We start from the raw sequence: 12,081 nt of genomic DNA on the forward strand, positions 1-12,081 counted from the left end.
GGTTTGCCGGAATTGTCTTACGGATTAAGTCTCTTGCAGCTTGCGGTACAGCGTTTGCCGGCTGATGCCTAATTCGCGTGCCGCTGCCGAGACATTGCCATTCGCATTGGCAAGCGCCTGTCGGATCGCTTTCATCGAACGTGCATGTAAGCTGAGTTCTTGCGGCTCACCAGCGTTGTCGCTGACGATTGTCGCAGCGGCTTTCTGAGCAGTCGGCGCCCGCAACTCTGCGACCAAATCGTCTGCCAGATGTTCCCAACTGATGCAGTGTTGGTCATCATCCCGTAAAGCGACCGCAGCGCGCAGCACGTGGCTGAGTTGACGCAGATTGCCGGGCCAGTGAAAGGCTTTCATCGCGCTCAGCAGATCAGGTGCAATGTGCAGATCGCTGTTCGGTGCAAATTCTTGCAATAGTCTTCCGCATAAAAACTCAAAATCCGTCCGCGCCCGTAACGCAGGCAGGCAGACGTTTAAACCATTGATGCGATAAAACAGATCTTCGCGGAAACGGCCAGCAGTGATGCTGTTTTTTAAATTCTGATGCGTGGCGCAAATTAAATTGAAATCCACCGCCACCGGCGTGCTGCTTCCCAGCGGCGTAACCTGACGTTCCTGTAACACCCGCAGCAATCGTGTTTGTAAGCCTAAAGGCATATCGCCGATTTCATCCAGAAATAAAGTGCCACCCTGCGCTTCGCGCAAACGTCCTTGTGCACCTTGTTTCGTCGCGCCGGTAAATGCGCCTGCGACGTAACCGAATAATTCAGCTTCGATCAGATGTTCTGGAATCGCTGCACAATTCACCGCGACAAACGGCTTATTCCGGCGCAGTGATGCCCGGTGTGTTGCCTGTGCAAACAATTCTTTGCCGACCCCGGATTCGCCGGTCACCAGTAAAGGAATCGCCTTGTCGATGACCTTGCGTGCTCTCTCGCTTGCGGCCAGCCACTGGGTATCTTCATTTGTCGTCGGGGATATAGGTGTTGCCGGAGCGGCTTTTGTATTGGCGCTTAGTGCTTGCCGCGCCAGGCTGTGACTATGTACCTGCGCAAACAACATGCCGCCATCTTTGGTTCGCAGCGTTTCAGGCCGTATCACTGCGCGCTGGTGAAATGACAGTATCTGTTGAAATTCTGTCTCGAATAAATCTGACCAGCAGGTTGCCGCGATGTCTTTGTACTGCAATTTTAGTAATGCCAGCCCTTTACGATTCGCGCCAGTCAGCCAGCCATCTTCTGAGAATGCCAGCACACTTTGCGCTACCGAGCCCAGACCTTCGGCGCGCGGATGCAATTGCACGATAATCTGATGCTGACAAGCGCTCAGTACCATGCTGTTTTCTATCATTTGTGCCGCTGTAGAGACCAGACCCAGCGTATGCGGATGGCGGCTGCGATGGTCGCCGGAGATATCCAGTATCCCCATCAACTTCCCTTGTGCGGACAAGATAGGTGCCGCAGCGCAGGTCAGAAATTCATTATGCTCAAGATAATGTTCCGCCCCGTGAATCTCGATTTCATTTGCCTCAGCCACTGCCGTGCCGATCGCATTGGTGCCGCGCTGATTTTCCGCCCAGGTGGCACCGCATTTCAATGCCACACGGTCAGCCTTATTCAGAAAATCCAGATCACCCAGCGTATGCATCAGTACACCTTGCGCATCGGCCAGTATCACCATGCTATGGCTGTGCCGCACCTGTTCAAACAGATATTCGATCACCGGTTCTGAATGGCTGATCAGCTCATGATTGAAGTGGCGGGCATGTTGTAAATTGCTGCTGCTTAAATTGTCTTCGCATTCGACCCGTCCTACCGGGAAAAGCCCTGCCGACAAGCTGCGCTGCCAGGATTGTGCAATGCGATCATCAATGCCCGGGGCCGGAGCTATGCCATATTCGACCAATTGCAAACGGGCCTGCTTCAGATGGGATGAGGGCAGAATGGCGTGGTTGCGCATGAACTTGTCTCCTGCGGCATCGGTAGTTGCCGCTGTGTTTAGTGCTGTGTTTGCCGCTGTGTTTACTGCTGCGTTTACTGCTGTTTTTGCCACTGTTATACCTGTCTCATTTTGTGTCAGGTGTCACAGACATCAGCGGACAGTTGACAACTATCTTAGCAGGAATCCGTCGGCAAAAGTGCATGTGTCGCCTTCGTCAAGGCTCTCGTACAGGCGACGCCAGAGGGGAAAGCAGGCTGATTATCTTGTCATCCGGTGTTGGCATGGCTTTTGCGAATAGTGGCGCTGACCAGCGCAAAAAAACTTTGTGACTGTCAATAACAACTAACTGAAGGAGACAACCTTGATCTATGAAGCCCCAGGTGCTGCAGGCGCCAAAATCCAATATAAATCCCGTTACGACAACTTCATCGGCGGCAAATGGACTGCGCCTGTGAAAGGCGAGTATTTTGATGTCATCACCCCGATCAACGGCAAAGTCTATACACAGGCAGCGCGCTCCACAGCCGAAGATATCGAGCTGGCGCTGGACGCAGCACATGCTGCAGCCGATGCCTGGGGCAAGACCGATGCTGCCACACGTTCCAATATCCTTCTGAAAATTGCCGACCGTGTCGAGGCGAATCTGGAATTACTGGCCTATGCCGAAACCGTCGACAACGGCAAAGCGATACGCGAAACGCTGAATGCCGATATTCCACTGACCGCCGATCACTTCCGTTATTTCGCCGGTTGCGTGCGTGCGCAGGAAGGTGCTTTGTCGAATATCGATGAAACCACTGTCGCTTATCATATTCAGGAGCCGCTCGGCGTCGTCGGGCAAATCATTCCGTGGAATTTCCCTATCCTGATGGCCGCATGGAAACTGGCTCCGGCGCTGGGTGCAGGTAATTGCGTCGTGCTGAAACCGGCTGAATCCACACCGATCTCGATTCTGATTCTGATGGATCTGATTGCCGATCTGTTGCCACCTGGCGTGCTCAATATCGTTAACGGTTTCGGCCGCGAAGCCGGTATGCCACTGGCGACCAGCAAACGTATCGCCAAGATTGCGTTCACTGGTTCGACCAGCACTGGCCGCGTGATCGCGCAGGCAGCAGCCAACAACCTGATTCCGGCCACGCTGGAGTTGGGCGGTAAATCGCCAAACGTCTTCTTTGCCGACATCATGGACAAAGACGACGAATTCCTCGATAAAGCCATCGAAGGTCTGGTCTTGTTTGCCTTCAATCAGGGCGAAGTCTGCACCTGCCCATCACGTGCGCTGATACAGGAATCGATCTACGACAAATTCATGGAACGCGTATTGAAACGCGTTGCCGCGATTCAGCATAAAAATCCGCTGGATACCGACAGCATGATGGGTGCGCAGGCCTCCAAAGAACAACTGACAAAAATCCTCTCGTATCTGGATCTCGGCAAACAAGAAGGTGCCGAAGTGCTGGCGGGTGGTAGTCAGGCGCATCTGGGTGGCGATCTGGAAGGCGGCTACTATGTGCAGCCAACGCTGTTCAAAGGTCACAACAAAATGCGCATCTTCCAGGAAGAAATTTTCGGCCCTGTGCTGGCAGTGACCACCTTCAAAGACGAAGCTGAAGCCTTGGCGCTGGCCAACGACACCTTGTATGGTCTGGGTGCCGGTGTATGGAGCCGCAATGGTAATGTCGCTTACCGCATGGGTCGTGCTATCAAAGCGGGTCGCGTCTGGACTAACTGCTACCATGCTTACCCAGCGCATGCAGCATTCGGTGGCTATAAAGAATCCGGTATCGGACGTGAAACTCACAAAATGATGCTCGATCATTACCAGCAAACCAAGAATCTGCTGGTCAGCTACAGTGAGAATAAACTCGGCTTCTTTTAATTTCCATGGGGAGTTAAGTCTCTGATTTGGACAGGTGGCTCGTCACCTGTCCATGGTGCCCCTTGTAGTGTTGATTGAATATTTGCAGGACTTACGCAAAAATCATCACTGCGGCGTTATGACTCCTCTCCGTACTGTGTGTACTGTCTTCGTCGCCATACCTTGCCGCGACAAATTTACGTAAGTTCTTATTTAAAAAAATTAAGGAAATCGTTATGGGCGTTTCACAATTTTTTATGCCAGGTAAAAACATTCTTGGTTTAGGTGCTTTAGATGAGGGAATTAATCAAATAGGACAAATGGGCTATAAAAAAGCCTTAATCGTCACGGACGGTGCTTTATCAAAAATGGGTTTGGCAAAAACGGTCGCCGATAAGCTAGCTGCCCAAGGTATTTCGGCAGACGTATTCGATGGCGTGCAACCCAATCCAACCGTTGGTAACGTCAATTCCGGTCTGGAAAAACTAAGAACCGCGCAAGCCGATTTCATCATCTCTTTGGGTGGCGGTTCATCGCATGACTGTGCCAAAGGCATTGCATTGGTTGCGAGCAATGGCGGGAAAATTGAGGATTACGAGGGCTTAGATAAATCCAAAGTGCCACAAATGAGGCTCATCGCCGTGAATACAACGGCTGGAACTGCGTCTGAAATGACGCGTTTTACCATTATCACGGATGAAACCCGGCACGTTAAAATGGCGATAGTCGACAGCCACGTGACGCCATTTTTATCCATCAACGATTCAGGTTTGATGGAGGCGATGCCCGCTGGCTTGACTGCGGCTACTGGGATGGATGCACTGACGCATGCGGTTGAAGCCTATGTTTCAACGATTGCCACTCCCCTGACTGATGCTTGCGCAGTCAAGGCCATAGAGTTAATCGGGCGCTATTTGCCAACTGCGGTCAAAGAACCTAAAAATCAGGAAGCACGCGAGCAAATGGCCTATGCGCAGTTTTTAGCGGGTATGGCATTTAACAATGCGTCGTTAGGTTACGTTCATGCGATGGCGCACCAATTGGGCGGCTTTTATAATCTACCGCACGGTGTGTGCAATGCACTCCTTTTGCCACATGTGGAAACGTTTAACTTGCGTGCCGCACAAGAGCGCTTAAATCAAATTGGCGGCATTTTGAATGCCAGCAATCCAGATTTGGCAGGTTTGGGCGTCATTGAAGCGATTAAAAAATTAGCAGATATCGTGGGCATTCCAAAATCACTCGAAGAGTTGGGTGTGAAACAAGAGGATTTTGATGTCTTGGCACAAAACGCGCTCAGAGATGTGTGCGGTTTAACCAATCCGATTCAAGCATCGCATGATGAGATTGTGGGTATATTTGCGTCGGCTTACGGCAAACGCTCATAAAAATTGATTGGAACAAGGGTGGCGGACAAAACCGCCATGCCCAATTCATCACAAACCACCGCCTAACTCGAAAAAATAGAGATGGACGGTTTTGGAGGGGCGATTATGGTTGAGCGAGTCACCGCCACACCCGCAGCGCTGGAATTGATACAGCAATTGCAGGTCGAACATGGCAGCATTATGTTTCACCAGTCCGGCGGCTGCTGTGACAACAGCGCCGCCAATTGCTATCTGCCCACCGATCTGACCATAGGCCCCTACGACATCAAACTGGGCGAGGTCGGCGGCGTGCCGTTTTACATAGGCAAGCTGCAATACGATTACTGGAAACACACCCAGCTGATTCTGGATGTGATCGACGGTCACGGCGGCACATTTTCATTGGAAGGCGCAAGCGGCAAGGCGTTTCACACCCGTTCGCGTCTGTTCACCGATGCAGAATGGGCGCAGATCGCAGACCAGGTGGCGCACGATCTGGCCTGATTTCTGTCTGTTTTAATTTCGTTATGGTTATCAGCCTGTCGGATATTTTAAGATGTGAAGCAGACCAGTTGTGGCTTCATTTTTTTGTCTTCAGCATTTTGATGAATGCCGTTAATGCTGACGATGCCTGACCCCGCCAGACCAGATGCGTTTTGTTCGACGACACCTGTTTTGGTAATGCATGCTGATTGACTTTGTCATTCGCCTGCAAAGCGCTCAAGACCGATACCGGCACGATGGCAAATCCGGTTCCGGCGGCAACGCAGGCGATCATTCCCTGATAGGAAGCAAATTCCAGCACACGTTGCGGAATCACATTGTGATTGCTTAACCAGTTTTCCAGACATTGGCGATACGAACAGCCCTGCGCAAATGCAATCATGGTGCTGCTGCCCAGATCACTGGGACTGTGCAAGCGGCTGATTTTGTTTGAAGTGATCAACACCAGTTTTTCCTGAAAGATGGGAATCGATTCCAGTTCCGGTGCGGTGAAAGGTTCAGAAACAAATGCCGCTTCGATCTCAAACTGCGTGACGCGCTTGATGAGCGCGGCGGTGGTTCCAGTCATCAGTTCGACAATCACATCCGGATGTTGCTCGTGATAGTGTGACAGTATCGGTGCTAAACGGCTGCCCGCGGTGCTTTCCAGAGAGCCCAGGCGGAACGTACCTTGCGGCTTTCCGGTCTGCATTTCGTTTACCGCTTCGTCTGCCAGACGCAGCAACCGATGCGCGTAGTTCAGCAGTGTGTGTCCTTCCGTCGTCAACGCCAGCGTACGGCCTTCGCGTCGGAAGAGTTGAACGGCCAGGTATTCTTCCAGTTGCCGTATGCGTGTAGTGACATTTGAAGGCACACGATGCAACTTGCTTGCCGCGCGCACCACACCGCCTTCTTCGACCACGGTTCGGAATATCAGCAGTGACTCTAAATCTATTGTTCTCATAAAGAGAATATTAATCCAGAATAATTCATTTGTCAGTGAAGCAGATTTCCATTTTAATGAACGGATGAATACACCCGCATTGCATCCTGCTGCACGTCCGCAACACCTCGCTATCCTCATCGCTATTGCCGCCATGTTTTCCTTAGCGCTGGCGATGGGCATCGGCCGTTTTGCGTTTACACCTCTGCTGCCATTGATGTTGCGGGATGGCGTGTTGCTGAGCGATTCAGGCGCATGGCTTGCCGCCAGCAATTATCTGGGCTATCTGATCGGCGCGCTGTGTGCCAGCCGGGTGCGTTTGCCGCCCGCCAGATTGCTGACGCTCAGCCTGATTTGCATCGTGATCGTCACCGCTGCGATGGGCATCACATCGTCTGTGTGGGCCTGGGCTGTGTTGCGTTTTCTGGCTGGTCTGTGCAGTGCATGGGCCTTGATTGCCACCAGCGCGTGGGGTCTGGGCTGGATGGCGAATCTGGCCAGGCCCCGACTGACGGGTCTTATCTATGCTGGCGTTGGGCTGGGCATCGTCGCGGCGGGTATTTTTTGTTTGTGGGCGGCAGAAAAAATGCCTGCCAGTGAGATGTGGATAGTCTTAGCTTGTCTGGCGTCACTGGTCGCCATATTGCCACTGATCGTCAGCTTTTACTGTCCTTTACCGCCAGTTGCAAACAGCATCGCTGCACCTGTGAATGCCGCGCAAGTATCAGCATCAGAATCAGCATCAACTTCAGCATCAACTTCAGCACCCGGTGTGACGGGGCTGATTATCTGCTACGGCATGTTTGGTTTCGGCTACATCCTGCCGGCGACGTATCTGCCAGCACAGGCAAGACAATTGCTGGATGACCCGCAGATATTCGGCTGGGCATGGCCGGTATTCGGCATCGCGGCTGCCGCATCGACCCTGATCGTTGCAGGCGTGCTCGGCCAATGCAATCGCCTGAATGTATGGGCAACGTCCCATGCGCTGATGGCGGTCGGCGTGATATTGCCCTGCCTCTGGCTTTCCATGACCAGCATCGTGTTGGCCGCCTTGTTCGTCGGCGGAAATTTCATGGTCATCACCATGCTGGGGATGCAGGAAGCACGGGCTCGCGCCGCAGCTAACCCGACCGCCGTCCTGGCACGCATGACCGCCAGCTTCGCGCTTGGTCAATTGCTCGGCCCCGTCGTCGTGGCCTTGATGAATACATTTGCCGCCGATCACGCAAGCGCACTCCGCTACGCATTGCAACTCGCAACAGCCTGCCTGGTGGCAAGCGCCATTTACTTATGGCGCAGAGCTGAATCAGCACAACGTCATTGACTGCAATACGGTTCGATAACACTGGAAAATTGCCTGACCCCGCGAAATACCTGACGACTTGCAGGTGAAAGTTAAAATGAAAGCGAATAAACTGCGAACTGCATTCGCGCGGCACTTATTCGCATTTACTGATGCAGATGGTGCTGCGCATCGCATCTCTGAAGACATCACCGCAACGAGAAAAAAATGGTCATTTTAAGAAAACCAGAATTCAGTGATATTGCTGAAGTCAAAAAATTATACGAACAAAGCACTTCTTTTCATCAGCCGTGGACTTATGCGCCGCGCGATTACGAGGTCTATATCAGCCAGGAAAACCGGTATTTTGTTTGTTCCGCAACGAACGGCAATATTCTCGGCACCTTCCATATCTCCGGCATCGTGCGCGGCTATTTTCAATCGGCGTATTTAGGCTACGAAGTTTTTCACCCACATCAGGGGAAAGGCTACATGCGCAAGGGCATGACACTGCTCCTGAAAGAAGCGTTCGAAGAATTGCATCTGCATCGGCTCGAAGCCAACATACAACCCGAAAATCTGGCGTCCATCCGCCTCGTGTCAAACGCCGGTTTTGTGAAAGAAGGATTTTCTAAAAACTATTTGAGAATCGGCGGGCTGGAGTGGAAAGACCATGAACGCTGGGCGATCATCAACGCCATGTGGACAGAGCAACATACCTGACCAGCCGTATTCCACACAAATCACACCTGCTGCCAAGCGCGCTCCGAGCACATCAGTCTGCTCACTTTCAGCCCGTGGAAGGGCTGAATATACTGGGGGGTGTATATTTAAAGCCCCTTGTTTTATGCTGAGAATAAGGTGTTTTTGGCACATACTCCCCGATTTTTACGAAAACCAGCGTTTTGAAGCGGCGATTTTTCTGTTGTTGCACTTTGTTTTAATGGTATGTTAAAAATTGTCTTTTTTAACACTTCGAGTTAAGCTGCATTTCTGTCAAATTAAATTACGCAAGGCAACATCATGTACCTATGGAATATACGCTCCCTTGTCGAAGACCTCAAACGTGGCCCATTGCCAGAGCTGGAGCAACTCAAGTATTTTCTTTTCTCATCGGCTCTTGCTGCGATGAGCGCCGCTATGCCTTCCGATGCAACGCAACCGACCTTCCTTCCAGCATGGGCTGCCGTCGTGACTGAGGTTTCGTTTGTGATGCTTGGTATCATTTGGTGCTTCCGATCCAACGCTGCTGGTGATAACAGAGACTTTGTCGCGCGCTTCCTTGCGCTGCATGTGCCCATTGGCTTACGGTTCTTTGCGCTCATTTTTGTCGTTGGTGTTCCTTTGGTGGCAATCGTGGGCTCGACCTTTCTTCTTGATCTCAACGAGAAGGCGGGCGCAGTCGGCGTGGTCGCAACCGGAGCACTTTTTTCGTTCATATTCTATTGGCGAGTCAATGTACGAATCAGAGAGATATCCCATGTTGGCTAAGCGTTCCTGTCAGGCCGGATCTCTGAGTACAAAAAGCTAAGCCATATTACTGGCATCAGGAATAAGCCAGCAACCGGCTATCCGGCATCTGATGTTGAAGCGATCACGATGCGGTGCATGTTTTCTCATTTGCATGCGATCAGCGCCGCTGCCCGGATGCTACACTTCAGCAAGCAACACACTTACAAGGAGGCGCCATGTCCGTCGAAAAGAAATACTGGTTTCCCGCAAAGCGTTATGGCTGGGGCTGGGGTATTCCCAACGTGTGGCAAGGTTGGCTGGTGTTGTTTGTCTTCCTTTTGCTGGTAGTGGCCGGTGCTGTCGTCGTGCTGCCAACGCAGGGGCAACTGATCTTTAATCTCTACCTCGGAATCATCTGCGCCGCGCTGATCGCAGTTTGTCTGCTCAAAGGCGAGCCACCACGTTGGCGCTGGGGCTCGCACTGAGCCTGGTTCTGGTGCTGTTCGAGCCAAGCAAAGCGCGTGTCGCAGAATGCGCAACCGGCCGATGATCAACGTTCACTATTCCGCAGACGTGTATCGCGATTGAGGCTCGTACTGCCTGCCGAACATCATCAGTGATAATCTAAAAATACGTGGCACCTTGATCGTGTATACAGTGTCGCGGCACACTCCTCATTCCATCAGAATTTTATGAAGCAATTTTTATCTGCAAGCGAATACATCGATCTTGACCATCCCACCATCCGGCAAAAAGCGCAGGAACTCGGGGCATCCGCTGGCGCGACCAACACGCATGAACTGATACGCCACATCTTTCATTTTGTGCGCGATCAGATCAAACACAGCTCCGATTACAAGCTCAACCCCGTGACTTGCAAAGCGTCTGACGTGCTGCTGCACGGCACCGGTTACTGCTACGCCAAGAGCCACTTGCTCGCCGCGCTGCTGCGCGCGAACGGCATTCCGACCGGGCTGTGCTACCAACGCTTGTCCGTCACCGGCGACGGCGCGCCGTATTGCCTGCACGGCCTCAACGCCGTTTATCTGCCGGAACATGGCTGGTACCGGATCGATGCGCGCGGCAACAAACCCGGCGTAGCAGCAGAGTTTCATCCGCCGCAGGAAGCGCTCGCATTTCCCATCCTCGCACCGCATGAACGCGATCTGCCCGAAGTCTGGAGCGAGCCTTTACCCGTCGTCGTCACCGCGCTGCGCAGCTACGACACATACGACCAGGTGCTGGCAAATCTGCCCGATGTCGAACTGTTCGCCTGAACTACAAAAAGCGCATGGCGCTGATGGCGTTAGCCGCGCCAACTGCGTCGTTTACCTCAAATTTGCCCGTTGAAGGCGTAAATATACTGGGTGGAGTATTTTTAAATGCCCTTGTTTTATGCCGAGAATAAGGTGTTTTTGGCACATACTCCCCGATTTTTGCCAAAATGATCGTTTCAAAGCGGCGATTTGCTTGTAGTCAGCATAACCATGCACAACAAGGTTCCTTGAGGATATTAAGGTACCTTATTGTAAATTGTCTTTTTTAACACCTCCAGCTAAGCTTCAATTTTGTTAAATTAAATAAAAGTTAGGTTTTTCTATGACGATGACCCTCCTAGAGATTCTGGATTCAGTAGTAAAGATTGGACTGGGTGCTGCAATAACGGCGTTTGCCACCTACAAGAGCAACAAGCTAAATCATCTCAATGATCGAAACAAAGACATCCGTGCACACAAGATAAAGACCCTCGAGTTGATCGCAGACCGATGCGATGCATATTTTGTGGCGTATAGAAAGTTACACAACCGATTGGAAGGTATAAGAAAACGCATGGATACTGCTGATGAAGTATCTCTTAATGAAGCTCAGCAAAAAACCATCAAAGAGTGCGACACTGAGCTTAATTCTACATTTGACGCAGCCAGCTCCGCGCGCGCCAGGCTTCGGCTTCTTCAAGCTATTGATGCTGAAGCGATCCTTGGTGAAATAGGAGCTGGCATAGCTGAATATAGAAACAAAGTGATGTTTGAAAAGGTGCTCCCTAGTGCGGAAATGGCAAAGAAGTACAGCGATGACTTTGTTATGCTAAGGCGTAGTTTTGACAAGGAACTGAGCAAATTCTATGCAAACGTATAGCAACCTAACGCAGCGCTCAATCTAGCTCTATTTGCTCGCTGGACGTTACGCGATAAAGCCGCGCAGTGCCAGTTACCTCCACTTTGGGTCTTACTATGATCAGAGCACTTTTAATTCTATTCCTGTTTATTGCGCCAGCTCATGCTGGAGGCTCCTTTGCAGTTGATGCTGAGTTTGCTCCGATCAAGCAACAAATTCCGGCGTTATGGCAATCTATAACATCAGCCTTCTACCTCGCTTCAAGTGGTGGTGCCAGCATGATTGGCAACAATGTCAACGAGCGGCTAGGACATCGCCGAATTGGCCCGTACTGCCTTGAAGGAAAACCCAAAAACCAGGATGGGGGCAACACCCTTTTGTTCTGCTTTAACACCGAATATCTGTGGCTCGACAAAAAAGGGCGAAAATCCACGCTCGAAAAAGCTTTTGATGTTAAAGAAAATTTCGTCTCTCTCGAAATTATTCCGATAAAAAAATGAGCTACATCCCCAACCCATCCATCAATTGGGACTTGCTACCGAAAGTCCCTAATGTCAATCGCTATGTGGCTAGGTAATATTTCCGGAGAAACCGACGTGGATACCCGCTTGAACCAAGCGGCTGAGGTTGGAGACCT

The 12,081-nt window shown here is 51.4% G+C and carries 12 protein-coding genes; 10 read left to right on the top strand and 2 right to left on the bottom strand.

The annotated features are described in order from the left end of the window. Positions 1–24 precede the first annotated feature (24 nt). Positions 25–1,956 carry a sigma-54-dependent Fis family transcriptional regulator gene (locus tag H8K26_RS01970; RefSeq protein ID WP_190477001.1) on the bottom strand — a complete coding sequence of 644 codons (1,932 nt, stop codon included), beginning with the start codon at positions 1,954–1,956 and terminating at the stop codon, positions 25–27. A gap of 343 nt (positions 1,957–2,299) precedes the next feature. Here H8K26_RS01970 and exaC point away from each other — a divergent pair, with 343 nt between their 5' ends. The 3 genes from exaC to H8K26_RS01985 all read left to right on the top strand — a co-directional run bounded on the left by exaC (position 2,300) and on the right by H8K26_RS01985 (position 5,670). Beyond that, positions 2,300–3,820 carry an acetaldehyde dehydrogenase ExaC gene (exaC, locus tag H8K26_RS01975; protein ID WP_190477003.1) on the top strand — a complete coding sequence of 507 codons (1,521 nt, stop codon included), beginning with the start codon at positions 2,300–2,302 and terminating at the stop codon, positions 3,818–3,820. A gap of 215 nt (positions 3,821–4,035) precedes the next feature. Then, complete coding sequence (locus H8K26_RS01980) at positions 4,036–5,187, top strand: iron-containing alcohol dehydrogenase (protein WP_190477005.1); 1,152 nt, start codon at positions 4,036–4,038, stop codon at positions 5,185–5,187. Between the two features lie 105 nt (positions 5,188–5,292). Continuing rightward, positions 5,293–5,670 carry a DUF779 domain-containing protein gene (locus H8K26_RS01985; protein WP_190477615.1) on the top strand — a complete coding sequence of 126 codons (378 nt, stop codon included), beginning with the start codon at positions 5,293–5,295 and terminating at the stop codon, positions 5,668–5,670. 76 nt (positions 5,671–5,746) lie between these two features. Here the strand turns inward: H8K26_RS01985 and H8K26_RS01990 are convergent, their stop codons facing one another. Continuing rightward, on the bottom strand, positions 5,747–6,613 hold the full coding sequence (locus H8K26_RS01990; protein ID WP_190477007.1) for a LysR family transcriptional regulator: 867 nt from the start codon (positions 6,611–6,613) through the stop codon (positions 5,747–5,749). Positions 6,614–6,677: 64 nt separating this feature from the next. On the opposite strand from H8K26_RS01990, the gene H8K26_RS01995 reads away from it, so the two are divergent. The 7 genes from H8K26_RS01995 to H8K26_RS02025 all read left to right on the top strand — a co-directional run bounded on the left by H8K26_RS01995 (position 6,678) and on the right by H8K26_RS02025 (position 11,944). Next, entirely contained in the window at positions 6,678–7,919 is a 1,242-nt protein-coding gene (locus tag H8K26_RS01995; protein WP_190477009.1) for a YbfB/YjiJ family MFS transporter, read from the top strand. Positions 7,920–8,105: 186 nt separating this feature from the next. After that, on the top strand, positions 8,106–8,600 hold the full coding sequence (locus H8K26_RS02000) for a GNAT family N-acetyltransferase (RefSeq protein WP_186883850.1): 495 nt from the start codon (positions 8,106–8,108) through the stop codon (positions 8,598–8,600). Between the two features lie 300 nt (positions 8,601–8,900). Continuing rightward, positions 8,901–9,368, top strand: coding sequence for a hypothetical protein (locus tag H8K26_RS02005; RefSeq protein WP_190477011.1), 468 nt, complete (start codon positions 8,901–8,903; stop codon positions 9,366–9,368). Between the two features lie 197 nt (positions 9,369–9,565). Then, on the top strand, positions 9,566–9,814 hold the full coding sequence (locus H8K26_RS02010; RefSeq protein ID WP_190477013.1) for a hypothetical protein: 249 nt from the start codon (positions 9,566–9,568) through the stop codon (positions 9,812–9,814). A 207-nt stretch (positions 9,815–10,021) separates the two neighbouring features. Then, positions 10,022–10,606 (top strand): transglutaminase-like domain-containing protein, encoded by a 585-nt coding sequence (locus tag H8K26_RS02015; RefSeq protein WP_190477015.1) that lies wholly within the window; start codon positions 10,022–10,024, stop codon positions 10,604–10,606. 322 nt (positions 10,607–10,928) lie between these two features. After that, positions 10,929–11,465, top strand: a complete 537-nt coding sequence (locus tag H8K26_RS02020; protein WP_190477016.1) for a hypothetical protein — start codon at positions 10,929–10,931, stop codon at positions 11,463–11,465. A gap of 95 nt (positions 11,466–11,560) precedes the next feature. After that, positions 11,561–11,944, top strand: coding sequence for a hypothetical protein (locus tag H8K26_RS02025; protein ID WP_190477019.1), 384 nt, complete (start codon positions 11,561–11,563; stop codon positions 11,942–11,944). Positions 11,945–12,081: the final 137 nt, after the last annotated feature.

The sequence above is a fragment of the Cognatundibacterium aquatile genome, assembly GCF_014699135.1.
Classification (GTDB): domain Bacteria; phylum Pseudomonadota; class Gammaproteobacteria; order Burkholderiales; family Burkholderiaceae_D; genus Undibacterium; species Undibacterium aquatile.

Coding starts and splice junctions, on each gene's coding strand:
- H8K26_RS01970 (WP_190477001.1), bottom strand. CDS start 1,956: ATGCGCAACCACGCCATTCTGCCCTCATCCCATCTGAAGCAGGCCCGT.
- H8K26_RS01980 (WP_190477005.1), top strand. CDS start 4,036: ATGGGCGTTTCACAATTTTTTATGCCAGGTAAAAACATTCTTGGTTTA.
- H8K26_RS01985 (WP_190477615.1), top strand. CDS start 5,293: ATGGTTGAGCGAGTCACCGCCACACCCGCAGCGCTGGAATTGATACAG.
- H8K26_RS01990 (WP_190477007.1), bottom strand. CDS start 6,613: ATGAGAACAATAGATTTAGAGTCACTGCTGATATTCCGAACCGTGGTC.
- H8K26_RS01995 (WP_190477009.1), top strand. CDS start 6,678: ATGAATACACCCGCATTGCATCCTGCTGCACGTCCGCAACACCTCGCT.
- H8K26_RS02000 (WP_186883850.1), top strand. CDS start 8,106: ATGGTCATTTTAAGAAAACCAGAATTCAGTGATATTGCTGAAGTCAAA.
- H8K26_RS02005 (WP_190477011.1), top strand. CDS start 8,901: ATGTACCTATGGAATATACGCTCCCTTGTCGAAGACCTCAAACGTGGC.
- H8K26_RS02010 (WP_190477013.1), top strand. CDS start 9,566: ATGTCCGTCGAAAAGAAATACTGGTTTCCCGCAAAGCGTTATGGCTGG.
- H8K26_RS02015 (WP_190477015.1), top strand. CDS start 10,022: ATGAAGCAATTTTTATCTGCAAGCGAATACATCGATCTTGACCATCCC.
- H8K26_RS02020 (WP_190477016.1), top strand. CDS start 10,929: ATGACGATGACCCTCCTAGAGATTCTGGATTCAGTAGTAAAGATTGGA.
- H8K26_RS02025 (WP_190477019.1), top strand. CDS start 11,561: ATGATCAGAGCACTTTTAATTCTATTCCTGTTTATTGCGCCAGCTCAT.